General features: G+C 72.8%; 29 protein-coding genes and 1 pseudogene. 15 read left to right on the top strand and 15 right to left on the bottom strand.

Going from position 1 to position 26,241, the window contains the following annotated elements; genetic code table 11:
- Window positions 1–27: 27 nt before the first annotated feature.
- The 3 genes from HD596_RS40235 to HD596_RS40225 form a co-directional block, all read right to left on the bottom strand.
- Complete coding sequence (locus tag HD596_RS40235) at window positions 28–768, bottom strand: SDR family NAD(P)-dependent oxidoreductase (RefSeq protein ID WP_185074683.1); 741 nt, start codon at window positions 766–768, stop codon at window positions 28–30.
- A 119-nt stretch (window positions 769–887) separates the two neighbouring features.
- On the bottom strand, window positions 888–3,425 hold the full coding sequence (locus tag HD596_RS40230; protein WP_185074682.1) for a glycoside hydrolase family 2 TIM barrel-domain containing protein: 2,538 nt from the start codon (window positions 3,423–3,425) through the stop codon (window positions 888–890).
- 27 nt (window positions 3,426–3,452) lie between these two features.
- Window positions 3,453–4,754 (bottom strand): MFS transporter, encoded by a 1,302-nt coding sequence (locus HD596_RS40225; protein WP_185074681.1) that lies wholly within the window; start codon window positions 4,752–4,754, stop codon window positions 3,453–3,455.
- Window positions 4,755–4,888: 134 nt separating this feature from the next.
- Between HD596_RS40225 and HD596_RS40220 the strand changes: the two genes are divergently transcribed.
- On the top strand, window positions 4,889–5,839 hold the full coding sequence (locus HD596_RS40220) for a LacI family DNA-binding transcriptional regulator (protein WP_185074680.1): 951 nt from the start codon (window positions 4,889–4,891) through the stop codon (window positions 5,837–5,839).
- Window positions 5,840–6,099: 260 nt separating this feature from the next.
- On the top strand, window positions 6,100–6,462 hold the full coding sequence (locus HD596_RS40215; RefSeq protein WP_185074679.1) for a hypothetical protein: 363 nt from the start codon (window positions 6,100–6,102) through the stop codon (window positions 6,460–6,462).
- 62 nt (window positions 6,463–6,524) lie between these two features.
- Here HD596_RS40215 and HD596_RS60685 read toward each other — a convergent pair whose 3' ends face one another.
- Together HD596_RS60685 and HD596_RS40205 are read right to left on the bottom strand one after the other, a co-directional pair.
- Window positions 6,525–6,680: a hypothetical protein gene (locus HD596_RS60685; RefSeq protein ID WP_221519737.1), complete on the bottom strand. Its 156-nt coding sequence runs from the start codon at window positions 6,678–6,680 to the stop codon at window positions 6,525–6,527.
- Between the two features lie 341 nt (window positions 6,681–7,021).
- Window positions 7,022–7,858 (bottom strand): NAD(P)H-binding protein, encoded by an 837-nt coding sequence (locus tag HD596_RS40205; RefSeq protein WP_185074677.1) that lies wholly within the window; start codon window positions 7,856–7,858, stop codon window positions 7,022–7,024.
- An 82-nt stretch (window positions 7,859–7,940) separates the two neighbouring features.
- On the opposite strand from HD596_RS40205, the gene HD596_RS40200 reads away from it, so the two are divergent.
- Window positions 7,941–8,882 carry an AraC family transcriptional regulator gene (locus tag HD596_RS40200; protein WP_185074676.1) on the top strand — a complete coding sequence of 314 codons (942 nt, stop codon included), beginning with the start codon at window positions 7,941–7,943 and terminating at the stop codon, window positions 8,880–8,882.
- 14 nt (window positions 8,883–8,896) lie between these two features.
- On the opposite strand, the gene HD596_RS40195 is transcribed toward HD596_RS40200, so the two are convergent.
- Window positions 8,897–9,421, bottom strand: a complete 525-nt coding sequence (locus HD596_RS40195) for a LysR family substrate-binding domain-containing protein (protein ID WP_185074675.1) — start codon at window positions 9,419–9,421, stop codon at window positions 8,897–8,899.
- On the opposite strand from HD596_RS40195, the gene HD596_RS40190 reads away from it, so the two are divergent.
- Window positions 9,416–9,619, top strand: coding sequence for a hypothetical protein (locus HD596_RS40190; protein ID WP_221519736.1), 204 nt, complete (start codon window positions 9,416–9,418; stop codon window positions 9,617–9,619). The two genes, HD596_RS40195 and HD596_RS40190, sit on opposite strands and share 6 nt — an antisense overlap.
- A gap of 24 nt (window positions 9,620–9,643) precedes the next feature.
- Here the strand turns inward: HD596_RS40190 and HD596_RS40185 are convergent, their stop codons facing one another.
- From HD596_RS40185 to HD596_RS40175, 3 genes are read right to left on the bottom strand one after another with little or no spacing between them, the layout of a single operon-like run.
- The gene (locus tag HD596_RS40185; protein ID WP_185074674.1) at window positions 9,644–10,606 is read right to left on the bottom strand and encodes an ABC transporter permease; all 963 of its coding nucleotides are present in this window, start codon (window positions 10,604–10,606) and stop codon (window positions 9,644–9,646) included.
- A complete protein-coding gene (locus tag HD596_RS40180; RefSeq protein WP_185074673.1) occupies window positions 10,603–11,448 on the bottom strand; it encodes an ABC transporter ATP-binding protein in 846 nt (281 codons plus the stop codon). The genes HD596_RS40185 and HD596_RS40180 overlap by 4 nt, the downstream gene beginning before the upstream one ends.
- Window positions 11,445–11,846: a GntR family transcriptional regulator gene (locus tag HD596_RS40175; RefSeq protein ID WP_313046248.1), complete on the bottom strand. Its 402-nt coding sequence runs from the start codon at window positions 11,844–11,846 to the stop codon at window positions 11,445–11,447. The genes HD596_RS40180 and HD596_RS40175 overlap by 4 nt, the downstream gene beginning before the upstream one ends.
- Window positions 11,847–11,892: 46 nt before the next feature.
- Between HD596_RS40175 and HD596_RS62555 the strand changes: the two genes are divergently transcribed.
- Window positions 11,893–12,258 carry an Lrp/AsnC family transcriptional regulator gene (locus HD596_RS62555; RefSeq protein WP_185074671.1) on the top strand — a complete coding sequence of 122 codons (366 nt, stop codon included), beginning with the start codon at window positions 11,893–11,895 and terminating at the stop codon, window positions 12,256–12,258.
- 4 nt (window positions 12,259–12,262) lie between these two features.
- Here the strand turns inward: HD596_RS62555 and HD596_RS40165 are convergent, their stop codons facing one another.
- Complete coding sequence (locus HD596_RS40165) at window positions 12,263–12,724, bottom strand: GbsR/MarR family transcriptional regulator (RefSeq protein WP_313046245.1); 462 nt, start codon at window positions 12,722–12,724, stop codon at window positions 12,263–12,265.
- 122 nt (window positions 12,725–12,846) lie between these two features.
- Here HD596_RS40165 and HD596_RS65145 point away from each other — a divergent pair, with 122 nt between their 5' ends.
- Together HD596_RS65145 and HD596_RS40155 are read left to right on the top strand one after the other, a co-directional pair.
- Window positions 12,847–14,418 carry a GMC family oxidoreductase gene (locus tag HD596_RS65145; RefSeq protein ID WP_185074670.1) on the top strand — a complete coding sequence of 524 codons (1,572 nt, stop codon included), beginning with the start codon at window positions 12,847–12,849 and terminating at the stop codon, window positions 14,416–14,418.
- Window positions 14,415–15,833, top strand: a complete 1,419-nt coding sequence (locus HD596_RS40155; RefSeq protein WP_185074669.1) for an aldehyde dehydrogenase family protein — start codon at window positions 14,415–14,417, stop codon at window positions 15,831–15,833. Before HD596_RS65145 ends, HD596_RS40155 begins: the two co-directional genes overlap by 4 nt.
- Before the next feature lie 121 nt (window positions 15,834–15,954).
- On the opposite strand, the gene HD596_RS40150 is transcribed toward HD596_RS40155, so the two are convergent.
- Window positions 15,955–16,746, bottom strand: coding sequence for an enoyl-CoA hydratase/isomerase family protein (locus tag HD596_RS40150; protein ID WP_313046243.1), 792 nt, complete (start codon window positions 16,744–16,746; stop codon window positions 15,955–15,957).
- 1 nt (window position 16,747) lies between these two features.
- Window positions 16,748–18,799, bottom strand: coding sequence for a phenylacetic acid degradation bifunctional protein PaaZ (gene paaZ / locus HD596_RS40145; protein WP_185074668.1), 2,052 nt, complete (start codon window positions 18,797–18,799; stop codon window positions 16,748–16,750).
- A 109-nt stretch (window positions 18,800–18,908) separates the two neighbouring features.
- On the opposite strand from paaZ, the gene paaA reads away from it, so the two are divergent.
- The 6 genes and pseudogenes from paaA to HD596_RS40115 all read left to right on the top strand — a co-directional run.
- Entirely contained in the window at window positions 18,909–19,853 is a 945-nt protein-coding gene (paaA, locus tag HD596_RS40140) for a 1,2-phenylacetyl-CoA epoxidase subunit PaaA (RefSeq protein ID WP_185074667.1), read from the top strand.
- A complete protein-coding gene (gene paaB, locus HD596_RS40135; protein WP_185074666.1) occupies window positions 19,850–20,143 on the top strand; it encodes a 1,2-phenylacetyl-CoA epoxidase subunit PaaB in 294 nt (97 codons plus the stop codon). The genes paaA and paaB overlap by 4 nt, the downstream gene beginning before the upstream one ends.
- A 13-nt stretch (window positions 20,144–20,156) precedes the next feature.
- The gene (paaC, locus tag HD596_RS40130) at window positions 20,157–20,993 is read left to right on the top strand and encodes a 1,2-phenylacetyl-CoA epoxidase subunit PaaC (RefSeq protein WP_185074665.1); all 837 of its coding nucleotides are present in this window, start codon (window positions 20,157–20,159) and stop codon (window positions 20,991–20,993) included.
- Window positions 20,990–21,502 carry a 1,2-phenylacetyl-CoA epoxidase subunit PaaD gene (gene paaD, locus HD596_RS40125; RefSeq protein ID WP_313046239.1) on the top strand — a complete coding sequence of 171 codons (513 nt, stop codon included), beginning with the start codon at window positions 20,990–20,992 and terminating at the stop codon, window positions 21,500–21,502. The genes paaC and paaD overlap by 4 nt, the downstream gene beginning before the upstream one ends.
- 1 nt (window position 21,503) lies before the next feature.
- Window positions 21,504–22,559: a 1,2-phenylacetyl-CoA epoxidase subunit PaaE gene (paaE, locus tag HD596_RS40120; protein ID WP_185074664.1), complete on the top strand. Its 1,056-nt coding sequence runs from the start codon at window positions 21,504–21,506 to the stop codon at window positions 22,557–22,559.
- Between the two features lie 84 nt (window positions 22,560–22,643).
- Window positions 22,644–22,982: pseudogene (locus HD596_RS40115) on the top strand (3-hydroxyacyl-CoA dehydrogenase family protein); the annotation flags it as partial.
- A gap of 5 nt (window positions 22,983–22,987) precedes the next feature.
- On the opposite strand, the gene HD596_RS40110 reads toward HD596_RS40115, so the two are convergent.
- From HD596_RS40110 to HD596_RS40100, 3 genes are all read right to left on the bottom strand, one after another.
- Window positions 22,988–23,617 carry a TetR/AcrR family transcriptional regulator gene (locus HD596_RS40110; protein WP_185074663.1) on the bottom strand — a complete coding sequence of 210 codons (630 nt, stop codon included), beginning with the start codon at window positions 23,615–23,617 and terminating at the stop codon, window positions 22,988–22,990.
- Window positions 23,618–23,798: 181 nt separating this feature from the next.
- Window positions 23,799–24,080, bottom strand: a complete 282-nt coding sequence (locus HD596_RS65785) for a hypothetical protein (protein ID WP_376775980.1) — start codon at window positions 24,078–24,080, stop codon at window positions 23,799–23,801.
- Window positions 24,053–24,700: a TetR/AcrR family transcriptional regulator gene (locus HD596_RS40100; RefSeq protein ID WP_185074662.1), complete on the bottom strand. Its 648-nt coding sequence runs from the start codon at window positions 24,698–24,700 to the stop codon at window positions 24,053–24,055. Before HD596_RS40100 ends, HD596_RS65785 begins: the two co-directional genes overlap by 28 nt.
- A gap of 137 nt (window positions 24,701–24,837) precedes the next feature.
- Here HD596_RS40100 and HD596_RS40095 point away from each other — a divergent pair, with 137 nt between their 5' ends.
- Both HD596_RS40095 and HD596_RS40090 read left to right on the top strand, forming a co-directional pair.
- A complete protein-coding gene (locus tag HD596_RS40095) occupies window positions 24,838–25,038 on the top strand; it encodes a ferredoxin (RefSeq protein ID WP_185074661.1) in 201 nt (66 codons plus the stop codon).
- On the top strand, window positions 25,035–26,219 hold the full coding sequence (locus HD596_RS40090; protein ID WP_185074660.1) for an NAD(P)/FAD-dependent oxidoreductase: 1,185 nt from the start codon (window positions 25,035–25,037) through the stop codon (window positions 26,217–26,219). Before HD596_RS40095 ends, HD596_RS40090 begins: the two co-directional genes overlap by 4 nt.
- The last annotated feature ends 22 nt before the right edge of the window (window positions 26,220–26,241 follow it).

Raw genomic sequence — 26,241 nt, 5'->3', positions numbered from 1 at the left:
CACGGCCATCCGGCCGCCCCAACCGGCTCAACCGCGTGCGACGTAGCCGCCGTCGACCGGCAGGGTGACCCCGGTGATATAGCTCGACCGCGGGGAGGCGAGGAAGAGGATCGCTTCGGCGACCTCCTCCGGCCGGCCGAGGCGCCCGAGCGGATTGCCCGTCCGCCCCCATTCCTCGAACATCTCCGCACCGAGGGCCTTCACCACGTTCTCGGTCCTGGTGTTACCAGGGGCGACGGAGTTGACCCGCACCCCGCGACCGCCGAACTCGGCGGCCCAAGAGCGGGTGAGGGCGTCGAGAGCAGCCTTCGTCGCCCCGTACGCGGCGGCGTCCGGAATGCCCTGAAGAGCGGCGACCGAGCTGACGTTGACGATGCTGCCGGACCCCTTGGCCCCCATCCTCGGCGCGAGGGCGGCGGTCAGGAAGAACGGCCCCCGTACGTTGGTGTCGAACACCCGCATGAACGACTCCAGATCCTGCTTCGGGGTCGGCATGAAGGGGTAGACGCCCGCGTTGTTGACCAGGATGTCGACGTCACCGGCTCCGTCGGCCAGCCGCCGCAGCGCGTCCAGATCGTTGAGGTCCGCGGGAACGGCACGGGCCCTGCCACCCGCGGCCTCGATCCCGGCGACCGTCTCGGCGAGGTGGCCGGCACTGCGACCGGCGACGATGACGAAGGCCCCCTCGCGGGCGAGCGCCAGCGCGGTCGCCCGGCCGATCCCCGAGCCGCCTCCGGTCACCAGCGCGGTCTGGTTCTGAAGTTCCATGATCGAGCCTCTGCTCAGGCATTTCACTGATCAAGGCGTACCCGTCGGCGCCGCACCGAATATCCCCCTGACCTGCCAGAATACACGTTCGGCCCGCGCGGGAACCCCCCAGCGCCGGCTCATGAACGTGCCGGTTCGTGGCGCGTGGCGGTGCCGGAAACGGTGCCGCCGGGCTGCCGCACCTCGATGGTGACGGTGGCCGGCGGGAGGCCGTCGGCGCGGACGGTGACCGTGACGGGACCTTCGCCGCCGGTGGGGCGCAGCACGGCCAGGGCGTGACCTTCGTAGGAGGTGCAGGAGGTGGTGTGGAAGGGCTCCTCGGTGGAGGGCCTGGCCGTGCCCAGGGCCTGCAGGGTCGCCGGGCCGTCGAGGTCCACGGTCACGGTGCGGTCGCTGATCGGGTTGATCGTGGCGTGCTCGTCCACAAGGTGGATGTCGAGGTAGGCCAGGTCCTGCGGGTCGGCGCCGAGGTGCGGCCGGTCGGGGGTGAGCCGCAGCCGCGCCGCCGCGCCCGCGGTGAGCAGCCGGCAGCGGCCGGTCTCGGCTCCGTCCCGGTAGGCCACCGCCTCCAGCGTGCCAGGCTGGTACGGCAGTTCGGCCGTGGCCAGGTACGCCTTGTCGGTGCCGACGGGCACTCTGGCCGCGGTGGTGCCGTCGAGCACGAACTCGATCTCGTCGGCGTCGGTGTAGGCCTCCACGGTGACGGGGGTGCCGGCCGGGACGTCCCAGGTCCAGCTGGCGACGGAGTCGCTCCAGGCCCAAGCCTTGGGCCGGAAGGGGTGCTCGCGGTGCTCGGGGCGTTGCACGGCCAGGTAGGGGGTGCGGCGCAGGCCGTAGACGGTCTCGCGGTAGTAGGAGATGGGGCGGCGGCGGCCGGTGATGTCCAAGTCGCCGGTGGAGGCGGTGAGCCACGGGTACGGAGCGCCGAAGGAGGGACCCTCGCCGGGATAGGTCGGCCGGCCGATGCCGCTCTCGCCCAGGTAGTCCCAGCCGGTCCAGGTGAAGTCGCCGATGATGTGGCCATGCTCGGTGACGAGCTTCCAGTAGCGGTCGATCAGGGTGGGGAAGGTTTCCGAGCCGACCATGACCCGGTTGGGGTGGGTCTGGTGGTCGGTGAGGTAGCGGGAGTCGCCGTAGTTGAGCCCCACGACGTCCAGCACGGCGGCCGACTCGGCGATGCGTTCGCCGACCTCGGGCAGGGCGGTGAGCGCGCCCATGCCGTCCAGCAGGTCGTTGAAGCCGCCCTCGACGGCCGGCCCGCCGGCGTTCGCCTGAGCCTGCGCGTCGGGCGCCTGAGTCTGCGCGTCGTCCGCCTGTGCGCCACTCCCCTGGGCCATGAGCGCAGGGATCTGGTCCATGATCGCCATCATGCCGTTGAGGGCGTTGGTGACCAGGCGGGTCGGGTCCTGGGCCCGGATGCGCTCGGCGAGCAGGCGCCCCCAGCGGGCGCCGTGCGGGGTGCCCACTTCGAGGATCTCGTTGCCGATGGAGTAGAAGATCACGCTGGGGTGGTTGAAGTCCTTGGCCACCAGGGCGTCCACGTCCCGCTCCCACCACTGCGGGAACCGGCGCGCGTAGTCGTCGTCGGTCTTGGACACCGTCCACATGTCGAACGTCTCGTCCATGACGAGCATGCCGAGCCGGTCGCAGGCCTCCAGCATCGCGGTGCTGAGCGGGTTGTGCGCGGAGCGGATGGCGTTGAAGCCGGCGTCCTTGAGCAGTCGCACGCGTCGTTCCTCGGCCCGGGCGATGGCGGCCGAGCCGAGCGGGCCGTTGTCGTGGTGCACGCACGCGCCGCGCAGCTTGACGGTGGCGCCGTTGATGCGCAGGCCCCGGATCGGGTCCACCGAGACGCTGCGGATGCCGAACGTGGCGCGGGCCTCGTCGACCTGCCCGCCGGCGTCGGTCAGCCGGACGGTCGCGGTGTACAGGTTCGGCTCCTCCACGCTCCACAGAGCGGGGTGGCGGATGTAGGCGCGCCGGCGCACGATGGCCCGCTCACCGGCCAGCACGGTCAGCGGGGCGTGGTCGGCGGCCACGATCTCGCCGTCGCCGTCGCGTACCTCCAGCAGGACCTCGACGGTACGGGTGCCGGTGCCCTCGTTGACCACCTCGGTGGCGACCGCGGCGACGGCCAGTTCGTCGTCGATCTGCGGGGTGGTCACCCGCAGCCCGGTCGGGGTGACGTGCAGCAGGTCGCCGACGAGCAGGTGCACCGGGCGGTGGATGCCGGCGCCGCTGTACCAGCGCGAGTCCTTGTACGCCTGCGCCTCGACCCGGATGGTGTTGGTCCGGCCGTAGCGCAGGTAGGGGTCGGCGGCGAGGTGAAAGGTGGAGTAGCCGTTCGCCCACTGGCCGGCGAAGGCGTCGTTGATGTAGACCATGGCGTCGCGGTACACGCCCTCGAACTCGATGCTCACCCGCTTGCCCGCCCACGAGGCGGGCACCTCGAACTCCTTGTCGTAGCGCCAGGCGCCGGGCCGGTGGTACCCGGTGTGCGAGCCGTCCGAGCCGTCGGCGGACCTGCCGCCGGCGAGCATGGCGTCGTGCGGCAGCGTCACGCTGACCGCCCCGGCGCCGTCGCCGGCCGTGAACAGTTCGAAGATGGACGTGCGGCGGGTGACGCGCCAGCCGTCGTTGAAGGGTTCGCGGATCATGGTTGTTCTCTCCTCAGGGGGACGGGGTCAGCGGACACCCTTGATGAAGCGCACCGACAGGGCGCCCAGCGCGGTGCAGACGATGAGCAGCACGAACACCAGCCGGTAGTCGCCCGTGGCGCCGACCACGGCGCCGGCGACGCTGGGGGCGATGATCTGCGGGCCGGCGTTGGCGATGTTCATGATTCCCAGGTCCCGGCCGGTGTTGCCGACGCCTGGCAGGACCCGCGTGATCAGCGCCTGGTCGACCGCCATGTACACGCCGAACGCCGCTCCTGTGACGGCGGTGGCCATCCACGCCCCGGTCAGCGTGGGCACGAGCAGGTAGACCAGCCCGGCCGGGACGAACATCAGGCTCGACACGCCGACGAACAACCGCAGCCGGCCGGTCTTGTCCGAGATCCAGCCGCCGAGCAGGGCGAAGGCCAGGCTCAGCAGCGTGCTCAGGCCCGAGATCGCGACCAGTGTGGTGGCCGCCCGGTCGATGTCGCCCAGGCCGATGTGGTCGCGCAGGATGTACAGCTGGAAGCTGCTGACGGAGAAGTAGCCGAAGATCAGCAGGAAGCGGCCGGTGAAGGCCCACCAGTAGTCCGGCGCGCCGCGCAGGCTGAGCCTCGTGCCGCCGGCTTCGTCCCCGGGCGCGGTGCGGGCGTCCGGCTCCGGCGCCGGACGATCCTTGGTGGTCAGGGCGAAGATCTGGGTCAGCAGCAGGAAGAGCCCGGCGACCAGCAGATAGCCCATGAACAGGTCCCGCGACAGGCCCGCCAGGGCGACACCGGCGTACGCCCCGATCAGGCCGGCCGCTCCCAGCACGCCGGACATGCTGCCGCGCAGCCGCTGCGGCACCCGCTCGGGCAGCACCGCCGTCAGGCTGGCCTGTGTGGCGTTCAGCGGCCACATCATCGCCGCCCACGTGATGGCGATCGCGATGGTGGAGGTCAGCTGGGACATGGCGACCAGCCCCAGCGCGCCGACGATTCCGGCGCCGAAGATCCACACGTTGCGGCGGCCGAGGAAGCGGGTGCGGGTGCGGTCCGACAACATCCCCGCGATGGGCTGGGAGACGACGCTGGAGACGGCCGAGACGCTCAGGGCCATCCCGAGCGCCGCGGCGGAGGCGGCCTGCTCCGGCACGATCGCGGCGATCTGCTTGCCGAGCAGCACCTGCATCACACCGCCCCACACGGCGTTCATCGCGACCATGGCCAGCGGATAGATCACCCATAGCCAGCGTCCGGGCGCCGGCTCGGCGGCAGGGGGTGGGGTGGGGGCGTCGCTGGGGCGGGGGGTGACCGCTTCCGGATCCTGCGCCGGCAGAGCGTCTGGCATGAGGTTCTCCTGTCATGTTCACGCGCGTGATTCACGCGTGTGAACACGCGCGTGAATGGGAAGCGTAGGGGGCCCGCAGCCGTTTCGTCTAGCATCTGTCTGGGGCGAATCGCTCCAGACTGAACAGGAGTGCGATGCGGGTCAGCAGCGAAGACGTCGCCCGGCACGCGGGCGTGTCCCGCTCGACGGTGAGCTACATCCTCAACGGGCACGGCGACCGCTTCAGCCAGACCACCCGCGACGCCGTCCAGCGGGCCGTGGCCGAACTCGGCTACCGCCCGCATTCGGCCGGCCGCGCGCTCGCGCGCGGGCAGAGCGACCTGATCCTCCTCGTGCTGCCGATCTCACCGAACGGCCAGTTCAGCCAGGTGGCCGACCAGTTGACCGAGGCGCTGGCCGAGCACGGGTTGTCCTTGCTCATGTGCTCGGCCACCGCCTCCGCGCGATCCTTCGCGGCGGTCATCACCACCGCCCGGCCCCGCATGGTCATCGCGCTGTCGGAGCTGAGCGAGAGCAAGCGGGCCGTCCTGAGCTCGGCCGGCGTGCGTACCCTCGACATCGCCCACGCGATCTCCCAGCCCGGCGGGCACAGCTGGACCGTGGGACGGACGCAGGCCGAACACCTCATGCGGCGCGGATACCGGCGCATCGCCTACGCCCGCCTCACCGAAGCCCGCGACGACGTGCTGCTGCGCGCCCGCGAGCAGGGCGTGCGGGAGGCGTGCCGGGCCGCCGGCATGGACGAACCGCAAGTGATCACCGTGGCGCTGCGCGCGGACGCCGACCTGGACGCCATCGCCTCGCTGCCCATCGGCACCGGCCTGGCCTGCTACAACGACGACACCGCCGCGGCGGCACTGGCGGCCGCGCGGGTCATCGGCCGCACGGTGCCACAGGAGCTGGGGGTGATGGGCGTGGACGACACCCCGGTGGCCACCCAGACCAGCCCCCGGCTCACCACCATCGGCTTCGGGCCGCACACGTTCTATGATCGCCTGGCCGAGCTCCTCCTGCACCACGAGCCCACCGAGGCCGACTTCACCGACGTGGGCGAATGCCGGCTCATCCAGGGCGAATCAACGTAAGCCCGCGCCTGGCGACCAGCCCGGCTCAGCGCGCCCGAACGGCCGCTGCCCGCACCGCCACCGAGCCTGAGACGCACCGAGGGCAGAGGGCGCGGCGCACGGCCAGGCCGCCGAGGGCCGCCGACGCGGGCGCCGCACCGGCCGGATATTCCGTGGCGGACTGTCCGGATGGGAAGAACGGTCAGCGCGTGGGTCACATCGGGTGAGGAGCGGCTCGGTGTCGTCGGCCCGTTCGCCGTGGAGGTCCGTGGTGGGCCGAGGTGGAGCCGGTCATCGCGCACCTGCGCCAGGTGCTCGGCGTGAAGGTGCTGGTGCTGTGGCTGTTGGGCGTGGACGGCGGCGAAGGCGCCCGCGACGGTCATGTGACCTATCACGTCGAAGCGCTGGAGCGGCCCGCGCCCGGGCGGCTGACGGCTCCACTCCCCACCGACCATGGAGCACTGGACAGGCCCGAGCGACTGCGGGCTCCGTGGGCGCGGATCGACGGCCTGCGGGAGCTGCTCGGCTGGGCGGCGGACGCGCTGAAGACGGCCGGACGACCACTGACCAGGCCGATCCGGCAACGCAAAACCTGGAATCTGACCGGACTGTTCCTCCTGCCCACCGCCCAAGGACCGGTATGATCATGGACTGACGATCCGACGGACGCGACGCCGGATCTACGGATGGAGGGCGTATCCCCTGATCAATACAGCCAGATGGCGTTGCGGCGATGCCGGGCAGGGTGGACCTCGAGATCGTCGACAGCCTCGGCGGCGTTGACCGTCTGGCGGATCGCTTCGAGCTGGAGCCGCAGGCGCTGGCGCGCTCGACGCTCCTCGATCTTGGCCCATTGCGCCACCCACCGGTCCCGACGATCGGCCCTGGCCCGGGAGTAGACGTCGACCTTCCGGCGGACGGGGATGGGGCGTGCCCGATGGCCCGCTCGTCGGGCCTCGCGGAGGCAGGCGGCGCTGTAACGGAGATCGACAATCGTCACCGATCGCCATGGGCTTCCGCGCCGATCACCTGCGTCGGGGATCGGGCGGTCAAGGTGATGGGCAGTGCGGGACATGGGGCTCCCCTGGTAGCACCGCCAGGTATCTCCTGGCGGGCTACCTGAAGCCGGTCGGCCCCGTTGATCGTTCGTGGTTCACGACCGGACCCTAGCACCGCGGGGGTTCGAGAGCCGATCAGCTGTGGTCAGTCCCAGTGGCCGGCGGCGGCGGTCTCTGCGACGTAGTCCTCGAACGGCCTCGCCGGGCGGCCGAGGGCCAGCTCCACGCCGTCCGAGACCGGGGAGCCCCGGCCGTCGCGGATGGCCACGAAGAGGCCGGTGAGCAGCCGGGCGACCTCGGCGGGAACGCCATGGGAGACCTGACGCTCGACGAAGACCTCGGGCTCGACGTCGACGTGACGGATCGTACGCCCGGTGGCCTTGCCGATGAGATCGGCCGCCTCGCCGAAGCTGATCGCCCGCGGGCCGGTCAGCTGGTACGTCTGGCCGCTGTGGCGGTCGTCGGTCAGCGCGGCCGCGGCGACCTCGGCGATGTCCTCGGCGTCGACGAACGGCGTCCTCCCGTCACCGGCCGGCAGGAACAGCTCCCCGGAGAGAACCCCCTGCCGCCAGAAACTCTCGCTGAAGTTCTGCGCGAACCAGTCCGGCCGCAGGATGGTCCAATCGACGCCGGAGCCGCGCACCGCCTGCTCGGCGGCCTTGAGGGGATGGCTGTCGCCGGCCTCGCCGACGCCGTAGGCCGACAGCAGCACCAGCCGCCGCACCCCCGAGGCCACCGCCTGGGCCACGAACCTGGGGATACGCGCCCGGTGGTCGCCGCTCCCCCGCAGGTCGGGCTCCAGGAGGTAGGCGGCGGTGACGCCGTCGAGCGCGGGCGCCCAGGTCGTGGGGTCGCCCAGGTCGAAGGGGAGGTGGCCGGTGGTACGGGCCACCGCCCGTACCGGATGGCCGGCGCTCCGCAGACGCCGGACGATGCGGCGGCCGGTCTTGCCGTTGCCGCCCAGGATGAGGAGGTTCGTCATTCCCCTTAGGGAACTCCACAACGCGAAGACGATCCATGGGGGAACGTCCGGGATACATTTGTGATCGTCTAACGTGGTGGGCGTGGATGTCCTGAGCGATCTGCTACATCGGGCCCGCGCCAGGAACGCGCTGGTCAGGAAGCTGGTCCAGCGGCCGCCCTGGTCGCTGGGCTTCGCCGACGCCCCCGCGCTCACGGTCGTGGCCACGCTCGGCGGCCAGGCGTCGGTCCGGCTCGACGAGGACGGCGCGTCCGTACAGCTCGCCGCCGGTGACATCGCCCTCATCAGCGCCACGACCGGCTACACGATCGCGGACAGCCCGTCCACCCCGCCCCAGGTGGTGATTCAGGGACAGAAGAAGTACGTCGTCGGCGGCGAGGAGGTGGCGACGGCGGCCAACCGGAGCCTGGCGCCGCGCACCTACGGTGACGGCCTGCCCGGGGCCACGGTCATGATCCGGGGCGCGTACGAGCTCCGCGGCGACGTGGGCGACCGCCTGCTGGACATGCTCCCGCCGCTGGCGGTCGTGCCCGCCGGGCCGCGGACCCGCGCGGCCCTGGATCTGCTCGCCATCGAGGTCGCCCGCGACGAACCCGGCCAGGACGCCATCCTCGACCGCCTGCTGGATCTGGTGCTCGTGCTGGCGTTGCGCGCCTGGTGCGCCAGGCCGGACCCGGCACGGCCCGCCTGGCACCGGGCGCTGGCCGACCCCGCGATCGGCGACGTACTGCGCCTGCTGCACGAGGACCCTGCCCACCGCTGGACGGTCGCCGAGCTGGCCGCCAAGGTCGGCATGTCCCGCGCCGCCTTCGCCGCGCGCTTCACCGGCCTGGTCGGCGAGCCCCCGCTCACCTACCTCACCGGCTGGCGGATGGCCCTGGCCGCGGACCTGCTCCGCGACACCGAGGCGACCGTCGCCACCGTGGCCCGGCAGGTCGGGTACGAGGACGCCTTCGCCTTCAGCGTGGCGTTCAAGCGCGCCCGCGCCCTCAGCCCCTCGGCCTGGCGCCGCCAGGCGCGCTGACCCCCCAGCCGCAGCTAGGCATGGCCGACCTCGCGCAGCCCCGCGAGGGCCGCGGCGGCGAAGGCGGTGGCGACCTCGCCGCCCTGCACCGGCAGCCACACCGCCGAGGTCGACCAGGTCAGCCAGGGTTCGTCGATCGGCCGCCACACCAGCCCGGCGGGCAGCTCGTCGTACGGCTCCTCGTTGAGGTGCGCCCCCAGCCCCGACATGACGAGGCCGTGCACGAAGTGGGGGTTTCTGGCGTGCCTGATCGCGCCGGGCAGGAACCCGTTGTCCCGGCACGCCTCCAGCATGTGGTCGTAGAGCCGAGGTGCCATCTCCCGGGGGAAGATCACCAGCGGCGAGCCGTCGAGCGAGCGCAGGCGTACCACCTCCTGCCCGGCCGCGCGGTGGCCGGCGGGCAGCACCACGCCGAGCCGCCGGTGGACGACCTCGCTGGACTCCAGCCCCACCGTGTCACAGGGATGCCGGACGAGTCCCACGTCGAGCTCCTCCGCGCGCAGCTTGGCGAGCTGGCTGGCGGTGGTCAGCTCGTGCAAGCGGCGTACGTGCTGTTCGGCGGCACCGCCCCGTTCGTGGCGACCGGGGTGGTCTCCGCGTCGGGCAGCGCCGTCGCGCCCGCGTTCTACGTGGTGGGGCTCGCGGCCGTGTCGCTGGTGGTGGTGCTGACCTCGTTCAGGGAGACCCGCGGCCTGCGGCTGGACCGGGGCGTGGACGAGGTCACCAGCGGGACTTGACGAGCCCCTGGCGGACCCGGCCTGTCAGCCGGGGCGGCGGAGGGTGCGGCGGACGGCCAGACCGCCGAGGGCCGCCGACGCGAGCGCCAGGATCCCCGCCTCGGTCCACTGGAAGCGCCAGAATCGGGTCGGCGGATGGTAGTACACGGCGTACCGGTAGCCCTTGCCGAACAGGCACGCCTGCCACGCCTGGGTGTTCCTGTCGCTCTGCCCCGCGTCCGCCCGGCGCGGGCAGCCGCTCCCCGACAGCTCGGCGACCTCCCTCCCGGACGGCTCCACCCAGGTGGCGCTCACCAGCCGGGCGTCGGGGTCGTCCAGCAGCACGGTGCCGGACAGCTCGGTACGCGCCGGCTCGGCGTAGAAGTCGCTCAGCCGGAACAGCGTGAACATCGTCACCGCCACCCCGGCCACGACCAGCGCCATCGCGGGCAGCGTACGCCGGAACAGGGTGCCGGCCAGCGTGCCCAGCGCGAACGCGTACAGCCACCACGCCGCCGGCTCCACGCCGACCATGTTGAACACGCCGATGTTGCCGAACGTGGAGTCGGCCCCCGCCCGGAACACCGGCCGCCACAGACTCACCATGAGTGACAGCAGCAGCCCGCCCGCCACGACCGCCCCGCCCAGGACCGACAGCTTGACCGCCAGCCACCGCCACACGGGCACGGACTGGGTCCAGGCCAGGCGGTGGGTGCCGCGTTCGTACTCGCGGCCGAGCAGCGGCGCGCCCCAGAACGCCCCGATCAACGCCGGTGCCACCAGCGGCATCCAGCCGAACACCGAGTAGACCGCGTCGTAGCGCTGCCCGAGCGCCACCGCCAGGTCTCCGCACGCCACAGCGGGCCCCGGGCAGCCGGGCGGGGTGTGCTCGGCCACGTACCGGCTCGCCTCCACCGCCGAACCCAGCAGCAGCATCCCCAGCAGCGCCAGGAAGCCCGCCGTCACGAGGAGCTGCGCCCGGTGCTGGCGCCACGTCACCCAGATCACGCGTCCACCCCCGTCAGCTCCGGCAGTGCCGCCGACTCGGGGCTGCGCAGGTAGCCCATGACGAGCTCCTCCAGCCGGGGGCGCCGCGCCCGCCAGCGAGGATCGAGCGGGGCGGTGCCCCTGACCAGCATGGTGACCTGCCTGCCCGTGCGGCTCGCGGTCACCACGCGCATCCCCGCCGCCGACGCCCCGTCCGGTCCGGTGAGCACGAGATGCCCGTCGAGCAGTTCCTCGATGTCACCGCTGACCTGCAGCCGGCCCCCGTTCAGCACGATCAGCCAGTCGCACGTCTCCTCCAGGTCCGAGACGACGTGCGAGGACAGCAGCACGGTCAGCTCCCGCCCGGCCACCTCCGCCATGATCGAGCGCATCACGTCGTGGCGGGCGAGGGGGTCGAGGTTGGCCAGCGGTTCGTCCAGTATGAGCAGGTCGGGCCGGCAGGCCAGCGCCAGCGTGACCGCCACCTGCGCCTGCTGCCCGCCCGACAGACCGCTCACCTTCCGTTCCAGCGGGATGCCCAGCCCGGCCAGCCGGTCGGCAGCGGCGGCGGCGTCCCAGCGGGTGTTCATGCGGCGGCCGAAGGTGAGCATCTCGGCGACGGTGAAGCTGTCGTACAGCGGCTTGTCCTGGGCCACGAACGCCGCCTCGCCGGCCACGCGGACGCTTCCCCGCGCGGGCCGCAGCAGGCCGACGGCCGCGTGCATGAGCGTGGTCTTGCCCGCGCCGTTGGGCCCGACGAGCGCCGCCACGCGTCCCTCGGGCACGGACAGCGAGCAGTCGCGCAACACCCACGTACGGCGGTAGCGGACCCCCAGCCCGGTCACCTCCAGCGCGAGAGTCATGCCGCGCCCTCCTTCGCGGCGTCGGCCAGGACCACGGTGAACAAGGCCCGCAGGTCCTCCTGGTCGAGCCCGGCCGCGCGCGCCTCGCGCACCCACGCCTCCAGGCCGCGCCGCAGCCGCGTGTGCTCGGCGAGCGTCGCGCCCGCGATGCCCCGCTGGACGAACGTCCCCATCCCCGGCCGCCCCTCGACCAGCCCTTCGCGCTCCAGCTCCCGGTACGCCTTGAGCACGGTGTTGGGGTTGATGGCCAGGCTCTCGACCACCTCGCGGGCGGTCGGCAACTGGTCACCGGGCCGCAGCGTACCCAGCCGGAGGGCCTGTTTGACCTGGTGGACGAGCTGCAGGTACGTCGAGACCCCCGAGCCGCGGTCCAGGTTGAACTCGATCAACCAAAACACCCTTTCACTATTTGAGTAGTGAAAGGGTGTTGGATCAAGACACCCGTTGTCAACCCCTGGCGGGCGGCGACGCCGGGCACTTCCCTGCGTCAGACGTGGGCGAGCAGGACGGCGGGGTTCTCCACGCAGCCGGATCGCGCCGCACAAGGCCGGTCTGGGTACCAGCGCGTACGTCTCGCTCACCATCGAGCAGAACTCCTGGCGCGCGGTGTCGGCCCGGCTCCGGGAGACCCCTTACGTCGAGAACTTCGCCCTGGTCGGCGGCGACTACGACGTCCTGGCCCTGGTCAGGACCCCGGACAACGCGACGCTCCGGCACGTGGTGCTGGAGCTCATCCAGGACATCCCGGGCATCCGGGCCACCCGTACGTGGCTGGTGTTCGAGGAGGCCCGCGGCGCCGGAGCCGGGTGAGCGGTCAGCGTGCCCGCACCGCCCTGTACTCGCCGAGCAGCGCCTCCAGGCTACGCACCATGAACGTGTAGTACTCGTGCATCTCGGCCATGCGGGCGCGCTGCCGCTCGGGGAGCTCGGCCGCGCGGGCCCGGGCGTTCTCGGCCAGGGCGAGCAGCTCGATCGTCTGCTCCAGCTGGTGCTGCAGGCAGCCGATCCAGGCGTCGTCGCGCCACTCGTACACGTACTGCCGGGACCCGGGCTCCTTGAACCGCCGTACGGTCCCGTTGACCACGAGCAGGCGGGTCGTCTCCGAGACCGAGCCCTTGCTGGCGTTCAGGGCGGTCTGCAGGTCGTCCATCGTCATGGGCGTCTCGCTCAGCATGAGCACTCCCGCGGCGCGCCCGGCCATCGGCGGCCAGCCCATCGCGCGGCCGATGCGCAGGCCGAAGTCGTCGATCAGGGGGTTCACGTCGCCGACGGACACCAGCGGAACACCATCCGTTCAGAAAAAAATGAACTTTCACTATTGACTGAACTTTCTGCTGGGGGCAGTCTACCGGCTAACGGTGGCCCGGGCGGTTCCGGGCCGAGCGCAGGAGGTTCGCCGTGACAGACACGGGCTGGGACATCATCGTCGTCGGAGCGGGCTCCGCCGGCGCGGCATTCGCCGCCCGCTCCGCCGAGCGGGGCAGGCGCGTCCTGCTGCTGGAGGCCGGGCCCGACTACCGTTCGGCGCAGATGCACGAGGCGTGGCGCTCGCCCAACCCGGTCCGGGCGCTGCTGGACCCCACCGCCGTCGAGGGCATGGTCTGGATGGGCGTCGCCTCCTCGCGCACCGACAGGCAGGCGCCGGCTCCGTACTGGCGGGGCAGGGGCGTCGGCGGCAGCTCGTCGATCAACGGGCAGATCGCGATCCGCCCGCCGATGGAGGACTTCGACGACTGGGCCGCGGCGGGATGCGCCGGCTGGTCGTGGCGGGACGTGCTGCCGTACTTCGCGAAGCTGGAGGACGACGAGGAGTTCGGCGACGAGCCGTACCACGGGCGGGGCGGGCCGACTCCGATCTTCCGGATGCCGCGCGAGCGGTGGGGCGGGGCGGACGCCGCGCTGGCCGCCGCCGCGCTGGCCGCCGGGCACGCCTGGGCGCCGGACGTGAACGCGCCCGGGGCGGCCGGGGTCTCCCCGTACCCGATCAACTCGCGCGCCGGGCGCCGGGTCACGGTCAACGACGGCTACCTGGAGCCTGCCCGGTCCCTGCCCGGCCTCACCGTCCGCGGTGACGCCCTGGTCGACCAGGTCGTCTTCGCCGGTGACCGCGCCGTCGGCGTGCGGGCCGTCGTCGGCGGGACGATGGTGACCGAGTACGCCGACGAGATCGTCCTCAGCGCGGGCGTGATCCACTCCCCCGCGATCCTCATGCGCTCGGGCCTCGGCCCGGCCGCCGACCTGCGCCGCCTGGGCATCGCGGTACGGCGGGACCTCCCGGTCGGGCGCGGCATGCAGGACCATCCGATGATCGTCGTCGAGCTGCCGCTGACCCGGGAGGCCGCCGTCAAGACGGCCGACGACCGCCACACCAACGTCTGCGTCCGCTACACCAGCGGCCCCGGCGGGGCTCCGCACGACATGATGTTCGTCTCGCTGAACCAGAACGTGCTGTCCATGGAGGCCGCCGACACCCGCTTCCCGGCGGGCGGCTTCGGCGTGTGGCTCAACCAGAACCACTCGCGCGGCGTGCTGACGCTGACCTCCGCCGACCCGCAGGCCCAGCCCGAGGTGCGCGAACGCATGCTGTCGGACTCCCGCGACCTGCGACGCCTGCGCGAGGGCGTGCGCGCCCTGGTCGAGCTGGCGCGCGGCCCCGAGGCGGCCACGGTCGTCGCGGGCTCCGTGGAGGCCGCCAACAAGCGGCTGTTCGCGGTGCTGGACGACGACGCCGCGCTCGACGAGCACCTCCTCGCCACCGCCGTCGACGCCCAGCACGGCACCAGCACCTGCCGGATGGGCGCGCCCGGGGACGCCGCCACCGTGGTGGACCCGTCGTGCCGCGTCCTCGGGGTCGAGGGACTGCGCGTGGTGGACGCGTCGATCTTCCCGTCCGTACCCCGGGCCAACACCAACCTCGCATCGATCATGGTCGGCGAGCTCATGGCCGACCGCCTCCAAGGAGCCCTGTGAAAACCCTGCGGAACCTGATCGGCGGCATCTGGGAGGACTCCCGGGGCGACGCCTTCCACGACGTGGTCAACCCCGCGACCGAGGAGGTCGTCGCCCGCTGCCCCAGCGGCTCGCCGGAGGACGTGCGCCTGGCCGTGGACGCGGCCGTACGCGCGCAGCCGGACTGGGCCGCGCTGAGCGTCGCCGAACGGGTGGAGCGGCTGTCCCGATGGGCGGACACGATCGCCGCCCACGCCGACGAGCTGGCGGAGCTCGAATGCCGGGAGATGGGCAAGCCCGTCGCCCTCGGCCGGGCCTTCATCGGCGGCGCGGCGACGGGGTTCAAGGCGGCGGTGGCCGAGGCCCTGGAGTACGCGTTCGAGGAGATCATCCCGGCGCCGGACGGGGGCAGCACCACGATCGTGCGCGCCCCGCTCGGCGTCACGGCCGTCATCGTGCCGTGGAACTTCCCCGTGCCCATGACCCTGGGCGCGCTCGGCCCGCTGCTGGCCGCCGGGAACACCGTCGTGCTCAAGCCGTCCGAGCGCTCGCCGATGTCGGCGGTGCGGCTGCTGGAGCTGATGGACCTGCCGCCCGGCGTGGTCAACCTGGTCCTCGGCGACTCCCGCGCGGGCGCGCCGCTGGTCGCCGACGAACGCGTGGGGCTCGTGCACTTCACCGGCTCCGTCGAGTCCGGGCGCAAGGTCGGCGAACGGACCGGGGCGCTGCTGCGCCGCTCGATCCTGGAGCTGGGCGGCAAGGACCCCGTGGTCGTCGACGCGGGGGTGGACCCGGTGGCCACCGCCGCCGCGGTCGCCTTCGGCGCCTTCGCGAACTCCGGCCAGATCTGCACCTCCATGGAACGCGTCTACGTGCACCGCGACATCGCCGAGCCGTTCATCGAGGCCCTGGTCGAGGCGGCGGGCACGTACGCGCTCGGCGACGGGCACGACGCGGGCACCGTCCTCGGCCCGCTGGTCGACCGGCGGCAGCGCGACATCGTGGCACGGCACGTCGCCGACGCGGTCTCGCGCGGCGCGACCGTGCGGGCCGGCGGGGTGGTGCCCGAGGGCAGGGGCTTCTTCTATCCCGCGACCGTGCTCACCGGCGTGGACGAGTCCATGCTGGTGATGACCGAGGAGACCTTCGGCCCGATCGCCCCGGTCGCCGTGGTCTCCTCCTTCGAGGAGGGGCTGGAGCGGGCCAGCGCGTCGCGCTTCGGCCTGGCCGCCACCGTGTACACCGCCGACCCCGCGCACATGGCGGCCGCCCGCCGCATCCCCGCCGGTGTCGTGTGGGTGAACCAGTGGCAGGGCGGCGGCCCCGAGCGGCTGTACGAACCGGCCGGGGACAGCGGCATGGGCGCGACCGGCTCCCGCGCCGCCTACGACGCGGCCACCCGCCCCACCTCGATCCACACCGCCCCGGCCGCCTGACGGCCCGCCGGCGTCGTACGGGCCTGGGGTGACCGGCGTCCACGCCCCGGCCGGCCTTCGAGGACACGCGGGCCGGCGCGTGGGTGGCGATCGGCTGCCCCGCCCGCAGACGGCCGGTGGGTCAGCGGCCCTCGAAGGTGGGTTTGCGTTTGTCGAGGAACGCCTCCACCGCTCCCGCGTGGTCGGCGGTCAACCCCAGGCGGGCCTGGGCGCGGGCCTCGGCGGTGAGCGCCGCGCCGAGGTCCTGGTCCCAGGCCCGGGCGATCAGCCGCTTGGACTCGGCGTAGGCGGCGGTCGGGCCGGCGGCGAGCCGGGCCGCGAGCTCGCGCGCCACCGCGCCGGCCTCCTCCCGGGGGACCACGCGGCCCGTGATCCCCCACTCCACCGCCTGCCGGGCGCCGAACGACTCGCCGAGCAGGACCAGCTCCTTGGCTTTGGCCTCGCCGACCGCCCGTACGAGCGTCAGGGACAGCCCCGAGTCGCACGTCAGCCCGATGGCCGTGAACGCCGTGGCGAAGACGGCCTCCTCCGCGAGCACCCGCAGGTCACAGGCCAGCGCGAGGGCCAGCCCGGCGCCGACGCAGGTGCCGTTGACGGCGGCGACGACCGGTTTGCCCATGGTGGCCAGGAGCCGGACGATCGGCGCGTAGTCCTCTTCGACGGTGTCGAAGGCGTGCCCGGCGTCCGAGCGGAGGGCCGCCGCGTGCTCGGCGAGGTCCTGGCCGACGCAGAAGGCGGTCCCGGCTCCGGTCAGCAGCACCGCGCGTACGGCGTCGTCGGCCGCGACCTCCTCCAGCGCCCGGCGCAGCGCAGTCTTCAGCCCGGTGTCCAGCGCGTTGCGGCGCTCCGGGCGGTTGAGGGTCAGCACGGCCACGGCGCCGTCGCGTTCCAGCAGGAGCGGGGAGCCGTCCACCTCAGGCCTCCCGCTCGGGCAGCGGCCAGGTCTTGGCCACGAGGGTCAGCACGTCGTACGTGGCGACCGGCTGGCCGTCCTGGTTGGCGACGACGGCGTCCCAGCGGACCTCGCCGTAGTCGGCGGAGCTGCGCGGGGTGATCTGCTTGACGGTCAGCGTCACGTCGATCGTGTCGCCCGCCTTCACCGGGGTGAGGAAGCGCAGGGAGTCGACGCCGAAGTTCGCCAGGACCGGTCCGGGCGCCGGGTCCACGAAGAGGCCGGCGGCCAGGGACACGACCAGGTACCCGTGGGCGACGATGCCGCCGAACAGCGGGTTGCGCGCCGCCGCCGCGGCGTCGGTGTGCGCGTAGAAAGTGTCGCCGGTGAACTCGGCGAAGTGCTCGATGTCGGCGAGCGAGACCGTACGCGGCGCGGAGGCGATCGTGTCGCCGACCCGCAGCTCCGCCAGGGACTTGCGGAACGGGTGGACGCCCGACTCGGCGCGCGCGGCGCCCGTGGTCCAGCGGCCGGTGACCGCGGTGAGCAGGTCCGGGGAGGCCTGGACGGCGGTGCGCTGCATGTGGTGCAGGACGCCGCGCACGCCGCCCAGCTCCTCGCCGCCGCCGGCCCGGCCGGGGCCGCCGTGGACGAGGACGGGCAGCGGCGAGCCGTGCCCGGTGGACTCCTTGGCGTCGTCCCTGTCCAGGACGAGGACCCGGCCGTGCCACGGCGCGAGCCCGAGCACGACGGTCCGCGCGACCTCCGCGTCGTGGGTGGCGACGGAGGCGACGAGGCTGCCCCTGCCGCGCGCCGCGAGCGCGATCGCCGAGTCCAGGCCGTCGTAGGCGAGCACGGTGCCGACCGGCCCGAACGGCTCCACGTCGTGCGGCTCGGTGGCGCCGGGCCGGGCGCGCAGCAGCAGCGGGGTCATGAACGCGCCGCGCTCGGGGTCGCCGTCGAGCAGGGCGGCGCCGGAGGGGTCGCCGAAGACGATCTCCGAGCCGGCCCGCAGCGCCTCGACGGCCTTGCGTACCTCGTCGCGCTGGCCGAGGCTGGCCAGCGCGCCCATCCGCACGTCCGGATTGCGGGGATCGCCGACGGTCACCTTCGCCAGGCGCGCGGCCAGCGCCTCGACGACCTGGTCGGCCAGGGCCGAGGGCACGAGGATCCGGCGGATGGCCGTGCACTTCTGTCCTGCCTTGACCGTCATCTCGGTGACGACGCCCTTGACGAACAGGTCGAACTCCGGGTCCTCCGGCCGCACGTCCGGCCCCAGGATCGAGCAGTTGAGCGAGTCGGCCTCGACGCCCAGCAGGACGCCGCCGTCCAGCACGTTCGGGTGGCGGCGCAGGATGCCCGCGGTGTGCGCGGAGCCGGTGAAGGCGACGGAGTCCTGGACGGTCAGCTCGTCGAGCAGCCCGCCCGCGCCGCCCGAGACGAGCTGGAGCGTGCCCTCGGGCAGGATGCCGGACTCGACGATCAGCCGTACGGCCAGCTCGGTCAGGTACGCGGTCTGGCTCGCGGGCTTGACGATCGAGGGCAGCCCGGCCAGGAAGGCCGGGGCCAGCTTCTCGAGCATCCCCCAGACCGGGAAGTTGAAGGCGTTGATCTGCACGGCGACGCCCGGCCGCGAGGTGTAGAGGTGCTGGCCGACGAACGTGCCGCCCTTGCCCAGGCGTTCCAGGCCGCCGTCCAGGACGACGGTGTCGTTCGGCAGCTCGCGCACGCCCTTGCTGGCGTAGCTGAACAGGGTGCCGATGCCGCCGTCCACGTCGATCATCGTGTCGCGCGAGGTGGCGCCGGTGCGCACCGACAGCGCATACAGCTCCTCCGTGCGCTCGGTCAGGTGCTTGGCCAGCGCCTTCAGCAGGGCCGCCCGCTCGTGGAAGGTCAGGGACCGCAGCGCCGGCCCGCCGGTGTCGCGGGCGTGGCGGACCATCGCGGCGACGTCCAGCCCCCGGCTGGAGATCCGCGCGACCTCCTCGCCCGTGGCGGCGTCGAGCAGGGGCTCCCCGTCATCGGCCGCCCGGAACCATCGTCCGGCGGCGTAGCTCTCCAGCAGCGCGCTCACGCGTCCTCTCCTCTCCACAGGGCCCCTTGCGCAGGTACCCCGACACGTGCCACGGTATTACTGACCGAGCGATAAGTAAATACGGCGCGACGCCCGAGGAGGGAAACCGATGACGACGACACCGGCGGAGCCGCAAGCGCTCGAAGCCGCGTTCGAGGCGACGATCGCGCGCCACGACCGGATCGAGCCCCGGGACTGGATGCCGGACGCCTACCGCCGGACGCTCGTACGCCAGATCGCCCAGCACGCGCACTCCGAGATCATCGGCATGCAACCCGAGGGCGCGTGGATCGGCCGCGCGCCGTCGCTGCGCCGCAAGGCGATCCTGCTGGCCAAGGTGCAGGACGAGGCCGGGCACGGGCTGTACCTGTACTCGGCGTGCGAGACCCTGGGCGTCTCGCGTGCCGAGCTGACCGAGCTGCTGCTCACGGGCCGGCAGAAGTACTCCTCGATCTTCAACTACCCGACGCTGTCGTACGCCGACGTCGGGACGATCGGCTGGCTGGTCGACGGCGCCGCGATCTGCAACCAGGTGCCGCTCTGCCGCACCTCCTACGGCCCGTACGGGCGCGCCATGATCCGCATCTGCAAGGAGGAGTCGTTCCACCAGCGGCAGGGTTACGAGCTGCTGATGACGATGATGCGCGGCACCGACGCCCAGCGGGCGATGGTCCAGGAGTCGGTGGACCGGTTCTGGTGGCCGGCGCTGATGATGTTCGGCCCGCCCGACACCGACTCGCCCAACAGCGCCCGGTCGATGGCCTGGGGCATCAAGCGCAACTCCAACGACGAGCTGCGCCAGAGGTTCGTGGACATGACGGTCCCGCAGGCCGAGGCGCTCGGGGTGACGCTCCCCGACCCCGACCTGCGCTGGAACGCCGAGCGCGGCCACCACGACTTCGGCGAGCCCGACTGGGCGGAGCTCGCCGCCGTGATCCGCGGCGACGGGCCGTGCAACGCGCAGCGCCTGGCGCACCGCCGGGCCGCGCACGAGGACGGCGCCTGGGTACGCGAGGCCGCGGCGGCGTTCGCGGAGCGGGCGGGTACGCGATGAGCGGCGACCGGCGGGAGTGGCCGCTGTACGAGGTGTTCGTCCGCGGCAAGCGGGGCCTCAACCACGTACACGTCGGATCGCTGCACGCCGCCGACGACGCGATGGCCGTACGGCACGCCCGCGACGTCTACACCCGGCGCAACGAGGGCGTGAGCATCTGGGTCGTACGGGCCGACGCCATCACGGCCTCCAGCCCGGACGAGAAGGACCCGCTGTTCGCGCCGAGCGGCGACAAGGTCTACCGGCACCCGACGTTCTACGACATTCCCGACAACGTCCCGCACATGTGATCGGTTGGCACTCATGAACGACGAATTCGCCGGCGACTCCTCGCAGTGGGCCTTCGGCACCGGCTTCGAGGACCCCCTGGCCGGGGTCGACACCACGGTGCCGCCGGGCGTGGACGCCGCCGAGCTGGCCGCGCGCTGCCTCATGCTCGGCGACGACGCGCTGATCATGTCGCAGCGCCTGGCCGAGTGGTGCAGCCGCGCGCCCGACCTGGAAGAGGACATCGCGCTGGCGAACATGGCGCTCGACCTGCTCGGACAGGCCCGCCTCCTGCTGTCGCGGGCGGCCGCCGCCGATCCCGGCGTCGTGCCCGCCCTCCCCGAGGGCTCGCCGGTGCCCGCCGAGGACGCGCTGGCGTACTTCCGCGACGCCGAGCAGTTCCGCAACGTACGGCTCGCCGAGGTGGAGAACGGGGACTTCGCGCACGTCGTCGTGCGGCTGCTGCTGTTCTCCGTGGCCCGGCTCGCGCTGCTGGAGCGGCTGCGTACGAGCCGTGACCAGGTCCTGGCGGCGGTGGCGGCCAAGGGCGTCAAGGAGATCACCTACCACCGCGACTGGGCGGGACGCTGGTTCCTCACCCTGGCGCAGGGGACCGAGGAGTCGCGGCGCAGGCTGGTGGCGGCGCTGGACGCCCTGTGGCCGTACCAGGCCGAGCTCACCGGCTTCGACGTGGAGCTGCGCGACGAGGTGGACGCCGTCCTCGACCAGGTCTTCGCCGTGAGCGGCGTCGAGCGGCCCGAGCGGGCGCCGCTGCCCGGCACCGGCCGCGACGGCGCGCACACCGACGCCCTCGGCCCGCTGCTCGCCGAGATGCAGGTCGTCGCCCGCGCCCACCCGAGCGGGCGCTGGTGAGCGCCCGCGAGCGGGCCGCCGAGGTCGCGGCGCAGGTGCGCGACCCCGAGATGCCCATGCTCACCCTCGCGGACCTCGGCGTGCTGCGCGGCGTCGAGGTGCACAGTGACGAGGAGGTGGGCGAGGAGGTGGTCGTCTCGATCACCCCGACGTACACCGGCTGCCCGGCCGTGGCGACCATGCGCGACGACCTCGTCCACCGGCTGCGGGCGGCCGGGTTCGCCCGGGTCGAGGTGCGGATCGTCCTGGATCCGCCCTGGTCGAGCGACTGGATCAGCGAGCGCGGCCGGGCCGCCCTGCGGGAGGCCGGGCTGTCGGCCCCCGGCCCCGCCCCCCGGCGGAGCGGCCCGATCCCGCTCACGCTGGGGCCGGCCAGGAGCGCCCCGCCCTGCCCGCGCTGCGGGTCGGCGGCGACCCGGCTGACGTCCGAGTTCGGCGCGACCGCCTGCAAGGCCCTCTACCGCTGCACCGGCTGCCTTGAGCCGTTCGAGCACGTCAAGGAGATCTGACATGGCCTCTTTCCACCCGCTCACCGTGGCGGCGGTGGACCGCCTGTGCGAGGACGCCGCGGCGATCACGTTCGCCGTCCCGGACGAGCTGCGCGAGGCGTACGCCTTCCGCGCCGGGCAGTCGCTCACCCTGCGCCGCGTCGTGGACGGGCGCGAGGAGCGCCGGTCGTACTCGATCTGCGCGCCGGCCGGCGCGCAGCCTCGGATCGGGGTCCGCGAGATCCCGGGCGGGCTGTTCTCGTCCTGGCTGGTACGCGAGGTCGCGCCGGGGACGCGGATCGAGGTCCAGACCCCGGCCGGCTCCTGGCGGGCCGATCCCGCCGCGGGCGAGCGGCACCTGTGCGTCGCCGCCGGGTCGGGCATCACCCCGATGCTGTCGCTCGCCTCGACCGTGCTCACCCACCCGCGGACCCAGGTCTCGCTGCTGTACGGCAACCGGACCAGCCGGACCGTGATGTTCGCCGAGGAACTGGGCGACCTGAAGAACCGGTACGGCCCCCGGCTCCAGGTGATCCACACGCTCTCGCGGGAGCCGCGCGACGTCGAGCTGTTCTCGGGGCGGCTCGACGGCGACCGGCTGCGCCGGCTGCTGACCGAGCTGGTGCCGGTCGAGGTGTTCGACCACGTCTGGCTCTGCGGGCCGCTGGCCATGATCCAGCAGGCCCGGGAAGTGCTCGCCGACCTGGGCGTACCCGCCTCCCGCGTACACGTCGAGCTGTTCTACGTCGACGAGCCGCCGCCGCGGCCGCGACGGGCCGCGGACGGGGTCGCGCCCGGCGCGACGAGCGAGCTGACGGCCGTGCTCGACGGCCTGCGCACGACCTCGACGGTCTCCCGCCACGCGACGCTGCTCGACGGCGCCCAGGCGGCGCGCGCGGACCTGCCGTTCGCCTGCAAGGGCGGCGTCTGCGGGACGTGCCGCGCGGTCGTACGGGCGGGCGAGGTGGACATGCGCCGCAACTACGCCCTCGAACAGGCCGAAGTGGACGCCGGGTTCGTCCTGACCTGCCAGACCTTTCCGGTCGGCGAGCGCGTCACCGTCGACTTCGACGCATAAGGAGCCTTTCTCATGCCCGAATCCTTCGTCGTCTCCGGCGTCCGGACGCCGATCGGCCGCTACGGCGGCGCGCTCGCCCAGGAGTGGGCGGCCGAGCTGGGCAAGACGCCGATCACGGTCGCGGACTCGCCGGGGTTCGCCGGCAGCCGGCTGGGCGTCTGCCTGGCGCTGGAGGCGATGCGGATGCTGGAGGAGGGCGTGGCGAGCGCGGCCGACATCGACACGGCGATGACCCTCGGCTACCGGCACCCGATGGGACCCCTGCGGACCACCGACGTGGTGGGGCTGGACGTGCGGCTCGCGATCGCCGAGCACCTGGCCCGGGAGCTGGGGCCCCGGTTCGAGCCCCCGCGGATCCTGCGCGACCTGGTGGCGGCCGGGCATCTCGGCCGCAAGACGGGCCAGGGCTTCTACACCTGGTAAGACTTTCAGGCTTCGTGTTTGGCCAGGCCGTCGAAGGCGATGGCGGTGATGGCGTCGGCGACCATCGCCCGGTCGTAGGCGCCGTCGGGCCGGTACCACTCGACCAGCGAGTTCACCATGCCGAACAGCAGCCGGCTGACCAGCGTCGCCGGCACGTCGTCGCGGAGCGCGCCCTCCGCGATGGCCTCGGTGACGAGCGCGGCGAGGCGGTCGTCGAGCCAGCGGCGCCGCTCCAGCGCCGCCAGCTCGACCTCGCTGTTGCCGCGCACCCGCAGCAGGAGCGTGACCGAGGACTGGTGCGCCACCAGCACCTCGACGCTGCGGCGCAGCACCTCGCGCAGCCGCCCGTACGCGCTCGTCCCCCCGGCCCCGTCCCGGGACGCCTCGGTCACGACGGCGGTCAGCTCGTCGAGCGCGTCGTCCAATGCCTGGCCGAGCAGCTGCTCCTTGCTGGTGACGTGGTGGTAGATGGCCGGCTTGGTCAGGCCCAGCTCCTTGGCCAGATCGCCCATGCTCGTGGCGTCGTACCCCTTGCGGTTGAACAGCTCCACCGCGGCGCGCAGGACCGCGGCCTGGTCATGGCCGGGACGGCCACGCCCGCGGCGCGGGGACGGTTCGGCAGGCTGAGTCGTCACGAATGCAGCATCTCACGACGGATCAGGCGCCCGGATCGGCCCTACGACCTGGCCGGACCCGCTCGCCGCAGCGCGAGTTCAGCCGCAACCAGCCAAGAAACCATTCATTGAGAAGGGACGTCACCGCACCGATCTCCCCCATAGGCCCCAAGCAGAAGATCGACATGCGGTGGAGCGTCGATCACGACGTTCTGATGATGCAGGTTCCGTTGGCGGCCGTGGAGGAGGTGCTCAAGAAACGGCTGCGGTTCGAACCTGGGGTGGAGGCCACCAGCACGCTGCCCTTCGCGTCACCCTTGCCGACATCGCCGCCGCGGCCAAGGTCAGCGTCCGTACCCTCCAGCTCGGCTTCCGTGAACACCTGCGGACCACCCCGATGGCCTATCTCCGTTCCGTACGGCTGGCTCACGCCCACGCCGAAGTTCACCGGATACTTCAGATGGGCGTCACCGGCGCCCGCCACAGCCCGACGATCGCGTCGATCAGGCTGGTGGCGAGGTCGTCCCAGCTGGACGGGAGGGTGGCGGCGCCCTCGGCGAGGGCGCGTTCCCGTTCGACGCACATGTGCACGATCACGTGACGCGCCATGGCCCAGCGCTCCTGCTGCACGGCGGCCGGCAGATCGCTCAGGCACCGGTTCACGCCGTCCACGAGCAGCCGCAGCGAGGGCGACAGGAGCGATTCCTCGACCGTGATCTGGTAGAGCGCCGGGTCGGTCATCACCTGTGCGCGGAACCGGGCGTACCAGGTGGGGCTGCCCTGCGCCTCCAGATGGCGGGTGAACGGGCGCACCAGGCAGGCCACCCAGTCGCGTACGTCCGTCGAACCGGCGGCGTCGGCGACCATCCGCACCCGCAGCCGCTCCATCTCCTCGGCGTGCCTGCGCGCGATCGCCCGGACCAGGTCGGCCTTGGTGCCGAAGTGGTAGCCCACCGCCGCGCTGTTGCCCTGACCCGCGGCCTCGCTGATCTGGCGGTTGGACACCGCATGCATCCCGTGCTCGGCGAACAGCCGCTCCGCGGTTGCCAGGATCGCCTCCCGCGTCGCGCTCCCCCGCTCGGGGCGCGCAGCCCTGCCCGCCATCACCCTCTCCTCCCTGTCAGGAGCCTCACACTAACCCAACTCAATCATGTGATTTAATTAAGTCAGTCGATTGAATTGCTCTCACTCGCTGTCTCCTGCGCGCCGCCTGCCCATCACCCGAAAAGGAAGACGAACCCATGAAAGTCACCATCGACCAGGACAAGTGCTGCGCCGCCGGCACGTGCGTGCTCGTCGCCCCGGACGTGTTCGACCAGCGGGACGACGACGGGATCGTGATCCTGCTCAACGAGCGGCCGCCCGCGGAGCTCCACGCGGCCGTCCGCGAGGCCGCCGACGTCTGCCCCGGAGCGGCGATCTCCGTGAGCGAGGACGCGTGAACACCCCGGACCACGTGCTGGTGACCGGCGCCTCCGCCGCCGGCCTCGCCACCGTGGAAGCCCTGCGCCGCAAGGGGTACGCGGGCCGGGTGACCGTGCTGGGCGCCGAATCCCACCTGCCCTACGACCGGCCGCCGCTGTCCAAGCAGGTCCTGTCCGGCGCCTGGGAGCCCGAGCGAGCCCAGCTCCGACCCCCGGCCGCGCTGGACGCGCTGGACGCGGAGTTCGTGCTCGGCGACCCGGCCACCGGGCTGGACGTCCCGTCCCGTACCGTGCGCACGGCATCGGGACGCGCCCTGAGCGCGGACGCCGTGGTCGTCGCCACCGGACTGCGCCCCCGCACGCTGCCCGGCCAGGCCGGGCTGACCGGCGTCCACGTGCTGCGCACGCTCGACGACGCGCCGGCGCTGCGGGCCGACCTGCTGTCCTGCACGCGCCTGGTGGTCGTCGGGGACGGCGTGCTCGGCGCCGAGATCGCCGCCACCGCGCGCGGCATGGGCGTACACGTCACCCTGGCCGGCCCCCAACCGGCGCCGCTGGCCATCCAGCTCGGCCAACCGGTCGCGGGACTGCTCGCCGACCTGCACGCCGAGCACGGGGTCGAGCTGCGGCTCGGCGCCGCGGTCAGCGCTCTGACCGAACGGCACGGCCGCGTCACCGGGGTACGCCTGGAGACCGGCGACGTGCTGCCCGCCGACGTCGTCGTGGTCGCCTTCGGCGCCGCCCCGGCCACGGACTGGCTCGCCGGCAGCGGGCTCGACCTGGACAACGGCGTGGTGTGCGACTCCCGCTGCCGCGCGGCGGAGGGCGTCTACGCGGTAGGCGACGTCGCCCGCTGGCACCACGAGACCCTGGGCAGGTCCCTACGGCTGGAGAACCGGACCAACGCCACCGAACAGGCCATCGCCGTCGCCGGCAACCTCCTCGGCGACGACCGCCCCTACACCCCGATCCCCTACTTCTGGACCGACCAGTTCGACGCCAAGATCCACGTACACGGGATGCCGTCCCCGGACGCCGAGGTGACCATCGCCGAGGGCTCCCTGGCCGAACGCCGCTTCGTCGCCGTCTACCGCCACGACGGCCGGGTCACCGGCGTGCTCGGCTGGAACATGCCCAAACAGGCCCGCCTGCACCGGCAGGAGCTCGCCGCGACCTCGCTGCTCGCGGGATCGGCGTGACTGCGGCTCTCAGCCCCGGCGC

The organism is Nonomuraea jabiensis, from assembly GCF_014204795.1.
Taxonomy (GTDB): Bacteria; Actinomycetota; Actinomycetes; order Streptosporangiales; family Streptosporangiaceae; genus Nonomuraea; species Nonomuraea jabiensis.
Note: the sequence above shows the minus strand (reverse complement) of the source record. Positions and strands in the feature narration are given on the sequence as shown.